This window comes from Paenibacillus sp. YYML68 (assembly GCF_027923405.1).
GTDB lineage: Bacteria > Bacillota > Bacilli > Paenibacillales > NBRC-103111 > Paenibacillus_G.
The window spans coordinates 3495399-3516377 of sequence record NZ_BQYI01000001.1; the positions used below are offsets into that span (position 1 = coordinate 3495399).

Consider the following 20979-nt stretch of genomic DNA (forward strand, 5'->3'; position numbering starts at 1 on the left):
ATGATTATTGTGATAATCGTCCTGGTTTACTACAATGATTATACTTTTTCATCCGAATCACGATTACTAACAAACTGATTATAGACAAGGTGTGGTCCTATGCGTTCACTAAGCTTCCTTAGCAAAATGATTCTGTTCAGCTTCTTGCTCAGCTCTCTGCCTGTGATCTTCATCGGCTCGTTCTCCTACTTCACTTCCTCGAACGAAATTCAAAAAAACGTAAACGAGAGCAAGCAGCAGCTGATCGGTCAAATCAATACCAATGTAGAGCACAAATTAACAACTGTCAACCACACGCTAAATCAGGTCGTCAATTCGACGGTCATGAAAAGCGCCTTAACTGGACCTTTAACTGCAACCGATTTCAGAACTTACGATAACCTCCGCAACGAAATTCGCTACATGCAGTCGTTCGATACGAAGCTCGAGGACGTCATTCTGATCAACGAGCGCGAGAATTGGATGATCAAAAATTCAGGCTTGTATCAGCTGGATCAATACCAGAATTACCCTAGCCTGCTGAAGCTGCTCAACGACGTGAAGGAAGACACATCTTGGGTGCTGACACCTTCGGAATGGTTCTATGGTGAAACGAATGTACGTAGCGTCTCCTGCGCCTACAGCATTAGTCTCGTGAAGAAGCTGCCGCCCACCGGTCTTGATAAGTTCGGACTCGCTATTGCCAACATCCCCGCATGCAGTCTTCAGGACTTCGTGACGAGTATGGATGGCAATACGGATGAACACAGCACAGATACGCTCATTCTCGATGAGCAGAATCGAATCTTATTCCACCCCAACCAGTCATTAATCGGCAAGCAACAAGAGGAAGCCGGCTTAACGAAGCTGGAGCTTCCAGGACAATCGGGACAATTCACATCGCACTTGAACCGTAAGCCTTACTCCATTACGTACTTAAAGTCTGATGTGACAGGCTGGACGTACTTATCTGTGACTTCCATTGATGGCTTAACGAAGGAATCGAACAAAATCGGTCTATATACGATTTATATATGTATCATCATGCTGCTCGTATCCATTACGCTCGCCTGGATCGGCTCCAAGCGTATGTACTCGCCGATCCAGGTGCTGCTGAATCAGATCGGAGAGCGGTTCTCTGACAGCCGCAGCCGGAAGACGAACGAGTTCCAGATCATTGGCGAGCAGGTCAGCCGTTTGTTCGAATCCAAGTCGGAGCTGGAGAACGAGGTTCGCCAGCATATCGGTCAAGTGCGGACGTTCTTCCTGATCAAGCTGTTCCAAGGGAAAGTCAAGACAAGCGAGTACAACGAAAATCTGGAGCAATTCGGCTATCACGAACAGCTGCTGAACTGGAAATCAATGATGGTGCTGACGATGCAGATCGATTCGATCGACGATACCCGATTCGAGAAGCGCGATCTCGATCTACTGCTATTCGCCGTACACAACATTATCGAGGAGCTCGTTCCTGCGGGATCCAGACTCGCTCCTGTCACGATAGACCATACTGTCGTCACTGTTGTCGGAAGCCGGGAGAGTGATCGGGCCGCGGCGCATCACGAAGTATTCAGTATGACGGAGCACGTCCAGCGTCAAATCTTCAGCTTCCTCAACCTGCAGGTAAGCATCGGCATGAGCCTTCCGTTCGACACTATTACGAACGTGCCTATCGCCTATCGAGAAGGTCTTGAGGCACTCAAACACCGGATCAAGCTCGGTGAAGGCATTATCATTCAGTATGAGAATATCAACTCAGGCAAACACTACCTCAATCTGAATTACCCGAAGCAGCTTGAGAACGAGCTTCTTGACGCGATTAAGCTGGCAGAGCAGGACAAGGCAAGGGAGCTGCTGAAGCAGCTGCTCCATAACGTATTCGCAGTGGAGCTATCGCCCCAGGAATACCAGATCCCGCTCGCCAGACTGCTGAACAACCTGCTGATCTCGATGCAGGAATCCGGTATCAGCGTGCATCAGATTCGTCCGGACAAGGGGCCGCTGTTCGAGGAAGTGTTCAGCTTGTCCATCGCTAGCGAGATTGAGGATTGGTTCTGGAACAAAGTCGTCAAGCCGATGGTCAGCATCTTCAGCGACAGGCAGGAGGCGCAATACCATAACATCTCTGAAAAAATTATCGATCTCGTGCACAATTACTTCGATACCGATCTAACACTCGAGGAGTGCGCGAACCGTCTGCATTATAACGCGAACTACTTAAGCAGCATCTTCCGCAAGGAAACGAACCACTCGTTCAGCGAATATTTATCGATGTACCGATTCAATATGGCGAAAAAATGGCTGGCCGAGACAGACATGGCCGTGAAGGATATAGCGGAGAAGCTCTGTTATACAAATCCGCAAAACTTCATTCGCTCGTTCCGCAAGCAGGAGGGAATGACTCCGGGACAATACCGTGCCAAAATGACCGCGGGACATTAAGCGTTGATGCGTTAACCACCAACGAAGCTAGCGCAAAATAAGAGTGGTTTATCGTGAACATAGCAATAATTGCGGAGAATTACAGATGAATTTGCGTTAGCATTACGGTATACGATTACTCAGGAGGTTATATCGATGCATCCATACGCGATTATCGTTCAATCGATGAACAACGGTCAAGCTGCTGCTAGCACCGACACGGTTAAAGTCTATCCAAGCTCCTACACGCAGGTCGAAGGAGCGAGCCTGCTGATGGTCAAGAATGGCCATGAGAAGGTCATCCTCGCTGCAGGCAGTGCGCCTGTCGTCGAAGCGCTTGAGGGCACACAAGAGGAAGGCTTCAAGGTATGTCCGCTATCCCATGCGAATCGCCTTGTGCTGAACAAGTTCTTCCCGTACACAGCACCGCAAGCTTTCGGCACACAGATCGCGACCATCGGCCTTGGCGACCGTCTCGGTATCGCCTCCCCGGGTCATATTCAGACGGTTCGTGGCCACAACATACGTCCGATCTTGGCTCAGCAGAGCATCCGCGAGCTGACGCTTACAGGACGCACGTATGAGGAAGTGCTAGACGCTGCGGCCTTCGCTGTGTTCCAGGAAGGCTACAAGGACGGCTACGGCGCTGACGGCGATCATCTGAAGACGGACGCGGACATCAAGATGGCGCTTGACCTCGGCTTCACGATGCTGACGCTCGATTGCTCCGAGCATATCGACAACTCCATCGAGAGCTTGAGCACAGCAGACCAGGAAGCGAAGTATGCCGAGCTTCCGGAAGCGGTGCGCAGCCACTACGAGGGACGCTACCTCGGTCAGACGTTCGATGCAGCAGGAACGAGGTTCAGCTTCGACCGCGCTAGCCTGATCAAAAACGTACTCATCTACGCTCCGGCGATTGACTTCATGGAGCGCATCTATAACACGTACATCGTGAATGCCGGCCGCGGTATCGACTTCGAGATTTCGATCGATGAGACAGCGACGCCTACTGATCCAGAATCGCACTTCCTAGTCTCCTACGAGCTGTACGCTCGCAACATGACGATCTACAGCATGGCGCCAAGATTTTGCGGAGAGTTCCAGAAGGGCATTGACTACATCGGCGACATCGCTCAGTTCGAGAAGGAGCTTGCTGTACACGCTGCGATCTCCGATCACTTCGGCTACAAGCTGAGCATTCACTCCGGCAGCGACAAGTTCAGCGTATTCCCACTTGTCGGTCAGTACACGAAGGGTCGCTTCCACCTGAAGACGGCTGGCACGAACTGGCTTGAGGCGGTTCGTACCGTTGCGAAGGTGAACCCTTCCCTGTATCGCCGCATGCACCAGTATGCGCTGGACAACTTCCATGTTGCCGCAGCCTACTATCATGTAACGACAGACCTCAGCAAGATCGCTCAGCTTGATCAAGTATCGGACGAGAATCTGGCCGATGCCTACATGAACGAGGACAACGCGCGGCAGCTCATCCACATCACGTACGGTATCCTGTTGCAAGCGAAGGATGACAATGGACAGTCGCTGTTCAAGGATGAGTTCTTCCGTACGCTGAGCGAGCAAGAGGAAGCGTTCAACGAATCGCTCTGCACGCACATTGGCAAGCATCTTCAATTGCTCGGGAAATAATGAAGCAAATCAAGGAATTCAAGACAGGATGGCTAATACAGCGTGCTGTCTTTTTTTATTTCCAAGTATACATAGGGTTGAAACGAATTGCTGTGAGCAACGTATGTCCCCATGGTAGTAGATGACAAAGTAAGGTGAGGTGTAGTGTAATGAAAATGGTTCCTTCTAAATTAAGCTCATCAAGAGGAAGCCTGCAATATCATCTGAGTGGAAGTGGCTCTCCCCCGATTGTATTGATTAATGGTGGTTCTGGGCCCATAGAAGGTTGGATGAGAATACTTCCAGAAATAGCAACGGTATCAACTGTATTTGCATACAATCGTTTTGGCGTGGCAGGTAGCGATAAGCCTAGCGAAGCACAGGATGGACTGACGATCGTTGAAACATTGCGTGAAGCCTTGTCGATTGTTGGATTGCAGCCTCCATACTTGTTAGTTGGACATTCACTAGGGGGATTGTACGCCAATTTATATGCTCGAAGCTACCCTGATGAAGTCGCTGGCGTCATCTTCTTAGAATCCAGCCACCCCAAAGACTTAAGCCTCGAACAATATCAAGGTAAGTTCGTAAAAAAAATAAATAAATTACTGTCTATTTTTGATTCCTGGTCCCCTCATAAAGCGTTCAGCGAAGTTCATTTTGTTGACAAAACCGTGGAACAAATTAGCGAAAGAAACCTCTTCCCGCAAATCCCCATCTATGTCATTACAGGTATGAAAGAAAATCGCATCGTGCCAGAGATCGTTCAAAAAAAGCGGCTTGAGCATCAGTTAGAGCTTCTTTCATTATCTACCAATCACAAGCATATCCCCGCACAACAAAGTGGACATTTCCCTCAGCTTACAGAGCCAAGCGTCGTCATAGATGCAATCAAAGCTTGTATGAATGAAATCAACCATTAACAGCGTTGCAGACCCGCCGCTACCGTATGGTTGTCGAATTGCATGTGTTCCGAGCTCGATACGTACAAAAACAAGCCTGGCGCATCAATCGCGTCCAGGCTCTATCCTGATAACAGGTTCCCTTCGCTTGCTTACCTCTAGCCTTGGCTCACATTCAGCCAGCGTGTCAGCGGCGTATTCGGATGCTTGCGACGCGTAGACAAGCCTTCGATGACAACATCCTCGACCTGATCCAGCGTAACTGCAGCGCCTTGACGCGTCTCCACGCGAACGCGGTTCAGCTCCAGCCCCTGTACATGCTTGCAGTAGATGCCTTCGCCCGCCATGATGAGCTCCTCACGCACCATATCCGGCTCTCCGCCCTGCTCAGCCGGGTCCTGAGTCATCTCCAGCACGACATTGTTCAGCACGACGTCCTGCACCGGCATCTCCGGCAGACCATAGATGAACGCCGCTGCCGCACGGGCATTACGCACCGTAATGTCACTGATATGAATGCCGCGAATAATCGAGGTACCCTCGGTAATCGGCACCGCCTCCGGGCTCGTCATGAGCGGATCGCTCTCATCGACGCCATACCGGTAGAAGGAATTAATCGCCAGCGGGCATAGCACATCCTTCATGAAAATATTGCTGATTCGCACGTCCTCCACACCGCCGCCGCGCGCGCGGTTCGTCTTGATCCGAATGCCGCGATCCGTCCCGAGGAACATGCAGTTGCTGACCACGACTTGGCGTATGCCTCCTGCCATCTCGCTGCCCAGTACGACGCCACCGTGTCCAGCGAGCATCGTACAGTTGGCGATGACGACGTTCTCTGTCGGGCGTCCGACACGGCGACCGTCCTCGTCGATACCTGACTTCAAGCACAAGCAGTCGTCTCCAACGTCAAAGTGACAATCTGTCACATGCACGTTCGTGCAGGAGTCGACATCGAGGCCGTCACCATTCGGCGTTGTCGATGGGTTCTTGATCGTCACGCCGCGCACCATCACTTGGTCGCAGTACACGAGATGCGTGTTCCAGAACGGCGAGTTCTGCAGCGTTACGCCTTCCAGCACGACCTTGCGGCAGTCGAGCAGCTGCAGCAGCGCCGGACGAAGGAATTGGCTATCCCACTCGACAATGTTGCTCTTGATTGCCTCACGCTTCTCCTGATTGAGCTCAAGCAGGCTCAGGCGGACCGATGTCGAAGGCAGTGTTCCTTGCTTCAGCTCGCGATAGGCGTTCCACCACGTTTCTCCGTGACCGTCTATAATGCCCTCGCCCTTAATGGCGACCTGCTCAAGATCGGCGCCGTACAGCAGCGGAGAATAGCCGTAGCACTCGTATCCCGACCAGCGGGTGCGCTCCGGTGTATACAGATCAAATTGATCGCTGAACTGAAGAACGGCTCCTGCTTCAATGTACAGTGTCATATAGCTGGCCAGCTTGATTGGTCCGGTCAAGTAACGACCCGCAGGCACATATACCGTTCCACCGCCTCGTGCCGAGCAAGCGCGGATCGCGGCAGCGATCGCTTCCGTATTCATCGTCTGTCCGTCGCCGACAGCTCCGTATGCTGTAATGTCATAAGTACTCATTCGTTGGTTCTCTCCTTCATCATGCTTGTTATCTATAGGCGAACATGCGCTATGTGATTAACAGTAGCAATTCGTTGCGATTACGTACATAATCCGTCCAGTTGCGCGTCCGAATATAACGACGTTTCCCCAAGAGGTGAGCAGAAGATTATGCAGCATCTAATGATTATTGAGCTCATCTATAGACTCGTACAACTGAAGGAGAAAGGAGATAGCGCTATTCATGTATAGAACACTTTGCCGGAATCTATAATAGAAGCGATCTAATCGAGTATGCAGCTAACTCAGCAGCTATATACAACTTACTTTTAGTAATGTACAAATTATTGTTTACCTTCTAACAAAACTGTTGTATAATGAGGAAGGTTAAAAAATCCAAGCACAGAAAGAAGGCTCACTCATGTCTACTCTACTCTACATTACCGCCCATCCTCACGATCACCAGACGTCCTTCAGCCTCGCAGTTGGCAAGGCGTTCATCGACGCGTACCGCGAAGCGAATCCGCAAGATGAAGTCGTTCATCTTGATCTGTACAGCATGAACATTCCGCACATAGATGCAGATGTGTTCAGCGGCTGGGGCAAGCTGGCTCAAGGAACAGCGTTCGAGCAGCTGAGCGACGCTGAGAAGCAGAAGGTTGCCCGCCTCGGCGAGCTCGTCGATCAATATGCTGCAGCTGATAAATATGTGTTCGTAACGCCTATGTGGAACTTCTCCTACCCGCCTGTCATGAAGTCCTACATTGATGCCGTATGCGTCGCTGGCAAAACGTTCAAGTACACGGAGAACGGACCAGTCGGACTGCTGACCGGCAAGAAGGCGTTCCACATCCAGTCGAGCGGCGGCATCTACTCCACAGGTCCTGCAGCCGAGATCGAGATGGGGCATCGCCATCTGAAGACGATCATGAATTTCCACGGCGTCTCCTCTATGGATGCGCTGTTCGTAGAAGGCATGGCTTACAAGCCGAACGAGGCTCAAGCTATTAAGGAAGCAGCGATCGAGAAGGCTATCGCAGCCGCAAAGAGCTTCTAAAGCAGCCGAGATCATCGCATGTACGTAAGAAAGGGAGAACAGATACGATCTGTTCTCCCTTTTCTATTGAAACAGCCGTTTGCGAGATATCACGCGGGGCTTCGAGCTGGTCGCCATGTATCGTTATGCCATAGATGAAGCAAGACGAATAAAGCCCTCGATTCCCTTGATCGGGAATGAGGGCATACCAGTTCGTCATGAGGCGGAGCTCGAATCTGTGCTGTCGGATGGCTAACCTATTCTGTGAATCCGAATCGGACTAGCTCCCTTCACCTCGACGAAGCGGACGTCACCGGACATTTCGCTGCCGGGTAGTCACCATGTGACGGCTACAAAGCTCCAACTCGTCAAGGTTCCGGCGCTCCACCGACGTCAGCAGCACCGGCTCGGCGCCCGGTCGGACTCGCAATACGCCGCGGTTGAATCTCCTGGGATATAGACACAAATTGTCATCACAAACGATGCTAGCTTGTCCAAGTCCTCGACAGGAGAAGGGGTAGCCGCCCTCCATGCATGGGGACGACTCCTTCTCCAATCAGCTCGGCTCTATACAATGCCTTGCAGATGATGCAGTATTTCAGCAGCCCGGTGCTTGTACGTATGGTTGTCGTATACGAACTGCTGGCCTTGCCGACGAATCTTATCCATCTCCTCGGGACGGTTGCGGTAATACGTATACAGCTCCTCCGTCTGCTCAGGCGATTGCGACCATACGAGATGAACATGATTCTGGAACATTGCTTCGATCGCTGTTGTATGCTGAGTGAAAAAAAATCCTCCACAGCCGAGCACCTCGAATGTGCGCATCGCCTGCATCGTTCTTGAGCCGTTGATGCTGTGTACCCCTAGAATAAACTTTGCCGAAGCACACATATCCGGCATTTTGTCGTAAGAGAGATAGCCCTTGTACGCGTGAGGAGGAACGACGAAAGATATTTTGCCATTCACCCAATTCTCATCCCCATAGAACGCGATATCCCATCCATTACGCAGCGCCGGTCGAAACATCGAATCGTAACCGACCTTGCGGTTCTGATGCACATCATAGTTATTCCCGAAGAACACGAGCTCATGAGCGAGCTCGGGGACTGCCGCACCTGTTCGATGATATTGCGGTGAGCACGCGAACGGTATGCATAAGCTCCGCACCCCTGCAGGCTGATACACCTGTTCAATAAATTCCTCATAGGTCGTTAAGGTCAGTACCGAGCGCTTGGCATAATGAAGAGACATTTGTGGAGCAATCGGGTCTTCAATAGCCCAGTACACATGCGGCAACGACGTCTGATCAATCAACGCAGCGATAGACTCCTCCCGTCCAACACCGCCTTCAGTAAACAATAAATCCGGCTTGAATTGCTCCACTCTTTGCAGCATCCGTTCCAGCTTCTGATCACCGGGCACCACATACTCCACCGAGTGGCCGAGCTCCATGAAGCCTCTGGCCATCCCATGTGTAATAATCGGTGCCGAATTCAAGAACAAGATCCGCATTCCGTCACGCTCCTTCTTATGCTGTTTGAATAGACGATCATAGGTTTACTCGTAACCACTTGGATAAACCTACCAAATAAAATATGTAAGAGCTCCCCCTCGTGCGAAAGTCAATCGCCCGGTTTCATTACTGAACGCCTGAAATCCATGAAAAATGGGTTGGCACACAATCCCCAGACCGCACGTGCACATACAGTACTAATGTCGTTGCAAGCCATTATTTACTAAAACAACCGAAAGGCGGTGATCATTTGCTGCAAGCGCCTATTACGATCGTATACCCTCCTGCGATTGACTATCAATTTATGCACCAGCGTCCACAGCAGATGATGAAGGCTCTGGCCCAAGCCGGAGCACATGTGTTATTTATGAATCCAGCTAACCTGTTCCCGCAAGCGGAGGATGTTTATCAGCCCTTTCCTGAGCTTCCTAATTTCTTAGTGCTCCACGAATCTGTTGATTACAAGCCGTATGTAAAAGGCAAGCTCGTCCTATGGTGTGCGGTCAATCAGCTTCCGTTCCTACAGAAGCATCCACATGACCTATCAGTCTTCGACTCATGCGATCTGGCATCCGATGAATTCTCGGCGTGGAAGGAGCTCGTGCCACTTATGGAGAAGCATACGCAGCTGACCTTCGCCTCCTCTTCAGCTATTTATGCCGAACACACGAAGCGTGGCATTGATACCGTCTTATTGCCTAATGGTGCCGATTATGAGCATTTTGAGGTTGCATTGAATCGAATGCAGCGACCTGCTGACCTGCCTGACACACAAGGCAAGCCGCTAGTTGGCTATTACGGAGCGATCTACACCTGGATGGATTTGGAGCTCGTCTACTCCATTGCGGATCATTATCCCACTGTCCTGATCGGCTCGAATTGCCTGTACAATCGCGAAGTCAGTCACCCTAATGTCACCATGCTCGATATGAAGCCTTATGCACTGCTGCCCTCGTATTTAAGCTGGTTCGACGTTGCCATTATTCCATTCAAGCTCTCTCCCATGATCGCAGGCTGCGATCCAGTCAAATTCTACGAATACATGTCCGCCGGCAAGCCGGTCGTCGCTTCTGAGATGGCAGAATTGCGAAGATTCGACTCATATGTCTACTTCGCTCATAAAGACAATGCACCAGCCATTGTCGCTCAAGCTTTGGCAGAGCACAACGACCTACAGGCCAAGCGCAGACACGCACTGGCCAGCAAGCACTCCTGGCGTAACCGCGGTACTTGTGCACTGGCCCATATCGTGAGAAAACTAGAAGAACGAGACAAAGGAGAGCGTACATCTTGAGTAACATAACATTAACGAAATCAGCAAGCTGTGATAAGCCAGTGATCAAAATTAAGGTTAAAGTAAAATGTCCGAAGAAAGCAGCGAAGCCACCCGTTTTGCAAAAAAAGAAGTACTGTGTATCGAAGAAAAAACATTCCTGCTCTTCTACTGCGGGAACTCTCCGTCAGCAGTTCATGCGTATTATCAATGAAATACGGGCAGACCTTAGAGCCGTATGGAGCACGTTCTCCCAATACGAAGTGCGACTTCTGCACTGGCAAGGGCAAGTACAGCAGCTGCAAGCCGAATCCGCACAAAAAAATGACGCGATTAACAGCCTGACGTCGTCCATTGCACAGCTAACCCATGCCTACGAAGAGCTTCGCCAGGAGTTGAACAATCAAAGCGATGAAGAAGGGGCGTATCGCTCCGTATTGACTCCGCGCATCGGCACGACCATTACAGTCGATACAGATGCAGGTACGATCACGGGCTTACTCATCGCCGTTGGCCTAAACTTTATCCAGGTCAAGGAGCCTTCCGGCGCCGATGTATTCATTCCGTTCGATGCCATTAACTTTATCAGCTAACAGCCTCTCGAAATCCGTAATACATGTATATCATCTCAATATGGAGGTACTCTCATGGATTTATTTCAAGCTTTACAAGTGTGTATCGGCTTAACCGTCGAAATCTACCAAGCTACGCAAATGCTGACCGGTGTTCTCTTAGTGTCGGAGCCAGGCTACTGTACCATTCAAGTAAACAGCAACGCGTACACACCAGGCGCGACCGTTACGATCTTTACAGATCAAATTGAATTCATTCGGGTAGTTCCTGCCTAATAAGCGAAGGGACTGTCAGCTGTCATTGATCGAGCTCGCTCAGGAACAACTGCTTCCAGCTGTCATACAGAGCATGATGACGATGCGTGATGCTGTTCTGTCTTAATCTGCGGTGATAGAGCACGCGGTTAATTGAAGCAGCAGGAGCTGCTTGCAGGAGCCTGCCGATCATCTGAAAATCTTCATACAGCCTTCCGCCTTGCGGCCCTGTGTGCCACCAGCCGGACAGCTCCTTCAATGCTGCCACACGATAACATCTGGGGGCAAGCGGTTCGGCTCGGTCCAGGAGTTGCTTGAGCGGGAGGGGATTGGCAAGAGGTGCTGCTCCTTGATAGATCGTCGCTGCCCCCTGCTCAAGCCAATTGAAGTGCCGGGCGAACAAGAAGCCGGCTTGCGGATGAAGTAACGCCGCAGCCTCGAGCTCCGACAAGCAGTCGGCTGTCAGCCAATCATCTGCATCTAATTCAAGAAGCCACGAGCCGCGTGCATGGGAGAGAGCCGTGTTCAGACTTGCAGCTTTTCCGCTATTGGTAGAATGCCTTAGCAGCTTGATGGAAGGATGACTTGCATAGGGCATGAGCTCCTCGTATGTACCGTCTGTAGAGCCATCATCCATGAGCAACAGCTCCCAGCAGCGGAGCTTCTGTGCCAGTACACTTCGAATCGCCCAATGCACATATTGACGATCATTGTACGTGCAGATCACGACTGTAATAAGAGGCGGCCGCTCGTCTGATACTAGTGGAACCAAGGAGGCCGACAGCAGAGGCTGAAGAAGACGCCATTCCTCATCCAGTCTTCTCCATCTTCGAATCGGAGCCTTCGATGGCAGGTAGCTACCTGTGCGTAGCACCTCGCCCTTCCAACTGGACGAGACGCGATACTGTATATCCTTCAGTACGTAGCGCTCAAAGGGCAGCGCACACACTGCAGCCAACGTATGAAGCCCTTGCTGCGAGGCGCTGGGACGAAGTAATATCTCTCTTCTCCATACGGCAGGACCTCTCGCTTCCTTAAGAGACTCTGAACCGGGATCATGTACAGACTGAAGATGAATGTACCCGCAGCTATCCGGCATCCTCTGCAATAAATCACTTAGCTCCAAGCGAAAGTCTCGCTCTAGTCGTTCGCCAGCAAACAGAATCATGATATAGTCAGACTCCGGATGGTCGGAAGCAGCGCGCTGCAATAAATCCTCGAAAGCATGATCAGCAGTAAGGATTCGAGCCTCAGGATATAATTGACGTGCGCAGTCTTCCGTCCATCTCGCATATAACGATTCTTGATCAGGATTTAATACGATAATGAGCACGATCTCCCCTCCTCCTTTCCAGGATTTCGCCTACAGAGCTTCACCACGTCAAGATAGTATATGCATAGACGCGCTTGTCGTTACTATAGGCACAAGGAGGGTTCCAATGAAAACAGATATGAACCATGAGCCGATTCAGCTCATCATCGCTGCTGCGGCCCATCGCTCAGGTTCCACATTGCTGCAGCGCATATGTAATCATAGGGAGAAAACCTTAATCTGGGGCGAGCACGGCGGAGTGCTGCAGCAGTTTGTTGACATATATGGCTCTCTAGAGCACTATGCGGTGAACGGGAGCCCAGAGCGCAATTCCTTCTTCAGCAGCGAAGCTAATGCTAGAAGCGGTCTATGGATCGCGAATATGTCACCAGAGCTGTCCGACGTGACACGGGCTGTTACAAGCTCCGTTCATGCGCTATTTTCTACTCTCTATGCCCACTCACCAGACGGAAGTAGCTATGATACGGTTGGCTTCAAGGAAGTGCGCTATGGACCAGACGAGCTTCGGCTGTTCCGCATGTGCTTTCCGAACGCTTGGATATTACTACTTGTTCGTCGACCTGAAGACACTTATGCGAGCGCGCCTCATTGGTATGAGAAGATCGAGGACTTAACGGATAAGTGGAATAAGAACGCCGCATTCTACCACACCTTCGCCCAGCACGATGCACGCACGTTGCTTGTAACCTATGAAGCCCTTATTGAACAAGAGGAGCTCCTGCTAGAGAAGCTGTCTCGTGTCATCCAAGTGCCTGTAGCAGATATTAAGAAGATTCTTCAACTGAAAGTCGGAAGCTTTCGCACCAAAGACCTGTCATCGGACATTGCCGAACAAATTCGTCATAGATGTCAAGTGACGATGAGACTGTTCGATTACAAGTAGAGGAGGCAGATAGACGATGACATCAAGAGAACGACGAGTAGCCTCGAGAGAGCGGCATGCTGTAACTGGGGGAAAAGGAATTGCAGTGTGGCTGACTGGCCTGTCCGGAGCAGGTAAGAGCACGATCGCCTACGCAGTCGAAAAGCAGCTCATCTTGACAGGCACACTGGCGTATGTACTCGACGGGGATGTGCTGCGTACTGGATTGAATAAGGGACTCGGCTACACGCCCGAAGACCGGCAAGAAAATGTAAGACGGATCGGCGAGGTCGCACGACTGTTCACCGATGCCGGGCTGATCGTGCTGATCGCCTCCATCTCCCCTTCGAGGGCAGATCGGGCCCATGTACGTTCCATGTTCGAGCCGAGTACATTTATAGAAGTATTCGTCGATTGTCCGATCGACGAATGCGAGCGAAGAGATCCGAAGGGACTGTACAAGCGGGCCCGTGCCGGAGAGATCGCGCAATTCACCGGTATTTCGGCACCTTATGAGCCCCCGCTTAAGCCCGAACTGAAGATCTATTCCTCCATGTGGTCATTAGAGCGGTGCTGTGCAGAAATAATAGCCTATATCGAGGCTGCTCGGTCAACCGCGTTATAGAGGGGCGATCGGCGGTGTTGGCGTCGATTGTGCGATCAAGCTCGACGCGACTTGGACGAAGATGAAGAAGCTTCTTGACCTCCATTGCGGAGAATCAGGAAGCTTCTCTTTTATCCACTGTTAACTTTCCAGAGAACCACCCTAGACACTAATTAACGGCAGCTCCCTTACGGCTCCATACCCCACACCAGCTCACCGTTCTTATACACCGTCACCTTGTTCCAGCTCGTATACGAAGTCTTCGTTCCATCATAGGAATAGTCGTTCGTCTCGTCGAGATTCGACCAGTCGGAGCTCGCCATGCGAAGCTGAATGTCTCCAGTCTGTCCGCCTGCTGCGATCGAACCCGCTCCAGCCGCAAAGCTCAACTCGACATAGCTGTCCGTGATTGTGCGTTGAATATGCTGTCCACCCACTTGCGCCCAGTCGATCCAGGAGCTCATCGCTGCGCTTCCATCCTTCGTGAAGTAATAGCGGATCTTCAGATCGCTCAACGCGACAGGAGTTGTTCCCGTATTCTTCACATTAAACTGCGGCTTCATCTGACTGTCCATTGCGTTCGTATCGCCCGCACGGTACTGCAGCACGATATTGCCTAGTGGAGGCGGCGGTGTTGTGGTCGACTTCGGCGTTGCGCTCACCTGCTGCGAGTTCGCGCTCTCACCGGCACTGTTCACCGCACTGACCACATAATAGTACGTCTTGTCGTTCACAAGACCCGTATTCACGAAGCTCGTTGCACTAACACCTGTTGCTACAGCGACGTATGGACCGCCAGCCGTCTCCGAACGCTTCACTATATAAGTAACTGCACCGCTGACTGTGCCCCAGCTGATCGACGCTTGTGCGTTGCCTGCAGTTGCAGCTACACCCGTCGGCGCTGCTGGCTTCACTGGACCCGGGTCAGTCGGATTACCGCCAGGAACAACTGGATAAGCATTCTGAACGAGCATCACGAACTGATCATGGAACCAGTGGCCTGCTAATGGAGCATTCGGCAATGCACCTGACATGACGCCCTCTGGCGTCTTATAGGTAGGATCACACATGCGGTCGAAGCCTTTACCTTCATCGTTCGGAATTGCCGAGCTGGCTCCGTCGGACTCTCCCGGCGGCTTCACCCAGACGAGGGCATCAAGATGACTGCCGTATGCCGATGGAGCGGCCTGTGGCGGCATACCCAACCCTGAACCTGATACGTTGCACCACAAACCGCGATGGTCACGGCGGTCAACGCGACCTGAATTCACGTAGCTGTTGATGTCCGAGCCCGATGCCCCAGTTGGACGGTTCGGACCTCCCCAGCCGTTACGCGACGTATCGATCAGGAAGCCCGTGCCCGCAGGCCAGCCTGCATCAACGAAGTCTTGATACAATGCAGCGGTGAAGTCTGCCTCATCGAAGTAGCTGTTCCATTCGTAGAACTTAGAGGAACGAATCGGCTGTCCACCGATCGTGAGCGTCGGGTCCGTCAAATTCGGTTCAACAAGAGGTGTTGTATTCGAAGTATTCGTAACGAAGCCGTCTACGCTAGCGAAGCCCGCCTTCGTGCCCTTGGCCATATTCGTGTACAGCTGCACCGTGCCTTTGCGATTGTTGTCCCAGCCGAGCCAGCCGGAATGCCCGATATCGAGGTACGTGTACACATTCGGAATCGCATGCAGCTTATCCAGCGCATACTGAACACCTGCCATATAGATGCCGGAGGAAGCAGCCTGCGCGCATCTCTGATCGCTCAGGTTCGTTACCAGATTCGGCAAGCTGTCCGGCTCAATAATCGTGACGATACGAATATCCTGATATTTCGGATTGGCAAGTACTTTGATAATCTCATCGATATACTCTGTTTTGTAGGTGTTCAAGCCTTGCTGTGTTAGAGGAAGCTCGCCATTGGACGCGAGCGCGTGGCAATCCCGTCCCGGCAAGTTATAGATGACGAACTGCGCCGTGATCGGTGTGCCAGGCTTCTTCTGTGCAAGCACTGCGTCCATATGCTCTTTCAAACTGAGACGACCTGCATTGACCGCACCGCCATGAATGGCCGCCCGGCGATCCAGCCATACTGCCGTCGGATACGACTTGATCGTATTCATCTGAGCCTTCAGTGAGGCATCGCTGACCTGGGCAATGGACGTATCGATCAGGGCGGCATAATCCGGATTGATGTAGGCGGTCGCTCCAAGGAACGGGTTTTCGACATGCGCCTCAGCGGCAACAACCGATTGCTGACCTACCAAGCTTGCCGACATGGCAGCGAGACAGAGAACCGTCGTTAATTTACGTTTCATACGATTGAACATCTAATCAGCTCCTCATCATCTTATTATAAGTGTTAATGGTGCTGCTTCAGCGCCACTGACGCCTTCGTTCCGATTAACGTGCGATTATGGCTCAATACCCCATACAAGCTGGCCGTTCTGATAGACCGTCACCTTGCTCCAATCCTTATAAGAAGTCTTCGTCGCATCGTAGGAGTAGTCGTTCGTCTCGTCGAAGTTCGACCAGTCCGACTTCGCCATACGCAGCTGAATGTCGCCCGTCTGTCCGCCTGCTGCAATCGATCCAGCCGTAGGAGCAAAGCTCAGCTCCACATAGCTGTCCGTGAACGTACGCTGAATATGCTGTGCACCGAGCTGTGCCCAGTCGATCCACGAGCTCATCTCAGCAGTGCCTTCCTTCGTGAAGTAATAGCGCACCTTCAGATCGCTTAAGTTAACAGCCGTTGTACCGATATTCTTAATATTGAATTGCGGCTTGATCTGATTGTCGGTCGCACTGGTATCACCCGCGCGATATTGCAGAACAATGCTGCCGCCTGTCGCAGGTGCCTTCGGTGTCGCGCTTACCTGCGCAGAGTTCGCACTCTCGCCGTTGCTGTTCGAAGCGCTCACTACGTAGTAGTAAGTCGTTCCGTTCGTCAGACCGATATTCGTGTAAGTAGCTGCTGCAACATTAGCCGCAACAACGGTGTACGGGCCGCCGCTTGTCGCTGCGCGCTTCACCGTATAGCTCGTAGCTCCGCTGACCGCATTCCAGCTTAACTTCACCTGCTTATCTCCGGCTACTGGCGTTACGCCTGTCGGCGATGCTGGCACCGAGACGTCCACCTTCGGTGTTGCGCTTACTTGAACGGAGTTCACACTCTCCCCGTTGCTATTCACCGCCGTCACGACATAATAGTATGTCGTTCCGTTCGTCAGACCAGTGTTCGTGAAGGTTGGCACCTTAACATTAGAAGCAACCACGTTGTACGGGCCGCCGTTCGTCGTCGAACGCTTCACCGTGTAGCTGGCCGCTCCGCTGACCGCGTTCCAGCTTAACGACACCTGGGCGTTGCCCGCTGCCGCTGTAATGCCCGAAGGCGCACCCGGCACCGTCGTCGCGGAGCCGCTGATCAGGCGGTCATACTCGGCATACGCTGTCGCCATATCGACCTGTGACCAGAAGCGGTGGTACTTGAACGTAGGCGTTCCCTTCTCCCACTTCTTCGTCGCCGGGTTCCAGGACGTCTTGTACAGATTCTCCAGATACGACCATTGCGGATCCTTCTTGATATCTGGACGCAGCTCAGCATAGCTGATGTACACACCGTTGCCGCCCTTAGCCGGATCGGAAGGCACAGCACCTGGACCCGGAATTACATTCCCTTGACCGAACGTGCCGCTCCAGCCGCCAGGGAAGTAGATCTCCTTGCTGAAGAAGCGGTGATAATCGCCGCGAGCCTCATTCGCCACAATGCCGACTCCATCGTTATGGGACCAGGCTGTATCGAGCAATTGCTCCGCCAGCGTCTTCGCCTGACTGCCGAGCGCCGAATACGCTCCGGTCTCTTTCTTCGTCGCTGCTGCGAAGAAGGTCAGCGCCTTGATGTAGCTGCCGAGCACGCCGACATCCTGACTCGGGTCCTTCGTCACGACACGGTAGCTCGGATTGCCTGTGAATTGCGAGAACCCGTTCCACGTATCCGGCTGGCCGATCCACTCCTGTGTTCCCGGCAAGTAGAACTCGCCTGGAGCGCTCGTCGTCGCCACCTGCGGATTCAGACCGCCCAGAATGCGCTGTCCGGAGGCGTTCAAGTAATAGCCGTCCGTATCTGTAACCGGTTTCTTGTTGACGAATACATAGTCCATCGACCAGTCGATCCACTTCGTAATGACCGTCTTCGCCATCTGGAAGTTCTCAGAGGAGATATCCCCATCTTCGGCCAAAATGTAATACATCTCCGCTACGCGCTCCAGCGGCCACGCCTGGAACCCGAACCACGTGTTCGAATTCGGATCGTGGTAGACCGGCGCCTCGTCGTACGCCATGCCGTAGAACGTGCTGACGCCTGCAGGGTACGCCTTGTAGCTGCCGTCCCAGCTGTTCGTCGCGCCGCCGCCAACCGCGCCCTCAGCGCTCAGCAGCCACGTGTAGAACTCAAGCTGACGCTTCAGCGACTTGTTCCAGTCGTCCTTGGCCGTCGGAGATTGCGGGATCAAGCCGCCGTCTGTCGTGGACAATGCATAGGCCGCCACCGGATTCTGGTACGCTTGATGCACGTGGCTCGCGCCGATGCGCCATGCCCAGTTGCCGCTGCCCTGTGCGCCGAGACCGCCGCCCCATGCTGTATACCAGCCGAGCAGGCTCGTACTCGAATCTTTGCCCGTACCCGGCGAAGGCGTACCGTCCGCTGCGCTGCCGACCTGCTGGAAGTACTTATCGTACAGGCCGTAGCGGAGGAAGTCGCCCATTTTCTTCGCCTTGTTCAAGTATACCGGGTTGTTGTAGCCGAGCTCCTTCGCCCAGTACAGCACTTGCACAGCCCGTGCATCTGCATCCGTTGCATTCGTGTAGCGCCACTGCGGAGCAGGCGTAGCCGTCTCCTTCGTGAACAGCGACATGAAGCCTTCGTTCGCCTTACCGAACGTCTTGTTATCTTGAGATGGATGTGGGATAGCCTCCCAGACCGACTCCTGCTCTCCGCGCTGGAACGTGTTCACATAAGTGGTTGTATGGGTAGGGTTCAGCAGGTTACCGAATTTGTACCAGTTATCGACATCAATGAGCCAATGCATCAAGTACGTCTGGTTGCTGCCATAGGTCGCCTTCAGCTCAGCATCGATCGGGTCCTTGCCTGATGTGTATTTACCGCTGATTGCGGATGGATATTGGTCTGGATACGGGTGCTCATCCGCATAAGTAGCCGGACTGTTCGGGTTGTAGTAGCTCATCGTCGGCTGCTCTTCCTTGCCGTCCCCTTCGTTGATCGGGATGATGTACTTCTCCATGTTGTCCCAAGCCGCTTCCAGCTTCGACCAGTCACCTGTATGGTAGCCGTACAGCGCCTCCAGCCAGAGCCAATAGCTGTAAGCCTCGGAGGTGCTCATATGTCCGTAATCCGGCGCTTCGCTCATCAGCGTCTCCACTGCATGGTAAGGAATACCTTCCGGGGAGAAGTAGCCGTTCGCCGGGCTTTTAATCTGATTGTACAGCTGAAGGAATCGAGTCTTGTTAGCGCTCTCTTGAGTTGCTGCGTATGCCTTTGGGGAGAGCACGTTCAAGCCGCTCGTTCCTGTCAAAGTAAGAGTGGCCGCCAACGTCATGACGACACCTCTGCTTAACCATTTACGCATCATCCTAGTCTTCCTCCTTTAGATTGAATGCATCATCTCAATGATTCATCTCCGTTGCGCCTATTACGTGAAATCATCTGCCTTTCCTCTGAGCTTCATGTGCAGCTACTGTTAATGATTCGTTTGAATCACCCATCACCTACCTTCGATCCCTTATATTGTAATACAAATACATTATATTCTATTATTTTCCTGTCTGATAGGGGTGTAATTTTACTAGCTAGGTTGAAATTTATTCGATGCTGTACGGATTAACCTCAACCTACTCTTGCACCTTGATCCTTAACCGATGAACAATACCATAATGTAAACGCTTGCAAATTTGTGCTCGCCTGTCAATGCCGAAGCTTTTCTTCAGACATTAGAAACAGGCAATATGATATTAGTATTCAAGGCTATATCCGGTTCGGCTGAAAGCATTCGATAAAATATTGCGCGCCCTTGGATAAATAACGATTCTTCATCCAAATAATACCGATATCTGACTGCAGCTCGGCATCCTCAATGTCGAGCATGCGGACGACAGCAGACGGAAACGACGACAGGACCGACTTCGGAAACACGGTCGCCCCGATCCCTTCGGCCACGAGCGACATAATGATGGCTACGCTGGAGCATTCGCAGATGACGTTCGGCTCGAAGCCGTGACGGCTGCATTCGTTCATCACCTGCTGGTGCATACGGGTCGTCGTGTCGGTCTTCAGCGCGAGGAACGGGAAGCTCGCGAGCTCACGCATCCTAATCGAGGTGCGGTCGGCATATTCAGTCCAAGCGCTGGGCAGCACGACGACGAACGGATCGGACGGCAGCGGCAGCACCGCACACTCCTTGGACGGAATGAGCGCCTCGAACGGCAGACGGGCAATGACCAGCTCCACCGCTCTCTTATCGAGCAGCTCGCCGAGATAGAAGTGATCGCCCTCGACGATCTTGTACGTCACGAATGGATATTGGCTGCGAAACTGCTGGATGCGACTTGGCAGCAGCGAGATGCAGGAGACGACGGCACCGATCGAGAGCGTCCCCTGCACCGCCTCCTCGCGCTCCTTCACCTCGCGGATCGTCTCGTCGAACTGATGCAGCAGCGACTCGGCCTTCACCTTCAGCAGCTCACCCGCCTCGGTCAGCTGGAGACGCTTGCCGCTTCGATCGAACAGCCGCACGCCGAGCTCCTCCTCCATCTGCTTCAGCTGCCTGCTGAGCGGCGGCTGCTCCATATTGAGCAGCTTGGCTGCGCGTGTGACTTGCCCTTCACGGGCAACGGTTAAGAAATATTTAAGCTGACGTAAATCCATGAGCGCGGACACCCCTTCCATACCTATAAGGTATACATAACTGCATCAAATAGATATTTTCAATATACATAATCTCATGGTAG

At 52.3% G+C, this 20979-nt stretch carries 15 protein-coding genes; 9 read left to right on the top strand and 6 right to left on the bottom strand.

Annotated features, from left to right (window positions below):
* The first annotated feature begins 99 nt into the window (after positions 1–99).
* The 3 genes from PAE68_RS15865 to PAE68_RS15875 all read left to right on the top strand — a co-directional run bounded on the left by PAE68_RS15865 (position 100) and on the right by PAE68_RS15875 (position 4952).
* On the top strand, positions 100–2421 hold the full coding sequence (locus tag PAE68_RS15865; protein ID WP_281888500.1) for an AraC family transcriptional regulator: 2322 nt from the start codon (positions 100–102) through the stop codon (positions 2419–2421).
* Positions 2422–2556: 135 nt separating this feature from the next.
* The gene (locus PAE68_RS15870; RefSeq protein ID WP_281888502.1) at positions 2557–4050 is read left to right on the top strand and encodes a tagaturonate epimerase family protein; all 1494 of its coding nucleotides are present in this window, start codon (positions 2557–2559) and stop codon (positions 4048–4050) included.
* 149 nt (positions 4051–4199) lie between these two features.
* Positions 4200–4952 carry an alpha/beta fold hydrolase gene (locus tag PAE68_RS15875; RefSeq protein WP_281888503.1) on the top strand — a complete coding sequence of 251 codons (753 nt, stop codon included), beginning with the start codon at positions 4200–4202 and terminating at the stop codon, positions 4950–4952.
* 137 nt (positions 4953–5089) lie between these two features.
* Here the strand turns inward: PAE68_RS15875 and PAE68_RS15880 are convergent, their stop codons facing one another.
* A complete protein-coding gene (locus tag PAE68_RS15880) occupies positions 5090–6535 on the bottom strand; it encodes a glycoside hydrolase family 28 protein (protein ID WP_281888505.1) in 1446 nt (481 codons plus the stop codon).
* Between the two features lie 400 nt (positions 6536–6935).
* On the opposite strand from PAE68_RS15880, the gene PAE68_RS15885 reads away from it, so the two are divergent.
* Positions 6936–7571, top strand: a complete 636-nt coding sequence (locus PAE68_RS15885; RefSeq protein WP_281888507.1) for an FMN-dependent NADH-azoreductase — start codon at positions 6936–6938, stop codon at positions 7569–7571.
* Between the two features lie 546 nt (positions 7572–8117).
* On the opposite strand, the gene PAE68_RS15890 is transcribed toward PAE68_RS15885, so the two are convergent.
* Positions 8118–9065 (bottom strand): CgeB family protein, encoded by a 948-nt coding sequence (locus PAE68_RS15890; RefSeq protein ID WP_281888509.1) that lies wholly within the window; start codon positions 9063–9065, stop codon positions 8118–8120.
* A 326-nt stretch (positions 9066–9391) separates the two neighbouring features.
* Between PAE68_RS15890 and PAE68_RS15895 the strand changes: the two genes are divergently transcribed.
* The 3 genes from PAE68_RS15895 to PAE68_RS15905 are packed head-to-tail and all read left to right on the top strand — an operon-like array spanning position 9392 to position 11187.
* Complete coding sequence (locus PAE68_RS15895; RefSeq protein ID WP_281888511.1) at positions 9392–10360, top strand: glycosyltransferase family protein; 969 nt, start codon at positions 9392–9394, stop codon at positions 10358–10360.
* Positions 10357–10932 carry a PRC-barrel domain-containing protein gene (locus tag PAE68_RS15900; RefSeq protein WP_281888513.1) on the top strand — a complete coding sequence of 192 codons (576 nt, stop codon included), beginning with the start codon at positions 10357–10359 and terminating at the stop codon, positions 10930–10932. The genes PAE68_RS15895 and PAE68_RS15900 overlap by 4 nt, the downstream gene beginning before the upstream one ends.
* A 54-nt stretch (positions 10933–10986) precedes the next feature.
* The gene (locus PAE68_RS15905) at positions 10987–11187 is read left to right on the top strand and encodes a hypothetical protein (protein WP_281888514.1); all 201 of its coding nucleotides are present in this window, start codon (positions 10987–10989) and stop codon (positions 11185–11187) included.
* 22 nt (positions 11188–11209) lie between these two features.
* Here the strand turns inward: PAE68_RS15905 and PAE68_RS15910 are convergent, their stop codons facing one another.
* Positions 11210–12499 carry a glycosyltransferase family 2 protein gene (locus PAE68_RS15910; RefSeq protein WP_281888516.1) on the bottom strand — a complete coding sequence of 430 codons (1290 nt, stop codon included), beginning with the start codon at positions 12497–12499 and terminating at the stop codon, positions 11210–11212.
* 106 nt (positions 12500–12605) lie between these two features.
* Between PAE68_RS15910 and PAE68_RS15915 the strand changes: the two genes are divergently transcribed.
* Both PAE68_RS15915 and cysC read left to right on the top strand, forming a co-directional pair.
* Complete coding sequence (locus PAE68_RS15915; protein WP_281888518.1) at positions 12606–13382, top strand: sulfotransferase; 777 nt, start codon at positions 12606–12608, stop codon at positions 13380–13382.
* A gap of 16 nt (positions 13383–13398) precedes the next feature.
* Positions 13399–13986 (top strand): adenylyl-sulfate kinase, encoded by a 588-nt coding sequence (gene cysC, locus PAE68_RS15920; RefSeq protein WP_281888520.1) that lies wholly within the window; start codon positions 13399–13401, stop codon positions 13984–13986.
* 167 nt (positions 13987–14153) lie between these two features.
* Here cysC and PAE68_RS15925 read toward each other — a convergent pair whose 3' ends face one another.
* From PAE68_RS15925 to PAE68_RS15935, 3 genes are all read right to left on the bottom strand, one after another.
* Positions 14154–16286, bottom strand: a complete 2133-nt coding sequence (locus PAE68_RS15925) for a glycoside hydrolase family 6 protein (RefSeq protein WP_397378896.1) — start codon at positions 16284–16286, stop codon at positions 14154–14156.
* A gap of 84 nt (positions 16287–16370) precedes the next feature.
* Positions 16371–19604 carry a glycoside hydrolase family 48 protein gene (locus PAE68_RS15930; RefSeq protein WP_281888522.1) on the bottom strand — a complete coding sequence of 1078 codons (3234 nt, stop codon included), beginning with the start codon at positions 19602–19604 and terminating at the stop codon, positions 16371–16373.
* A gap of 392 nt (positions 19605–19996) precedes the next feature.
* Positions 19997–20896, bottom strand: a complete 900-nt coding sequence (locus PAE68_RS15935) for a LysR family transcriptional regulator (protein WP_281888524.1) — start codon at positions 20894–20896, stop codon at positions 19997–19999.
* Positions 20897–20979: the final 83 nt, after the last annotated feature.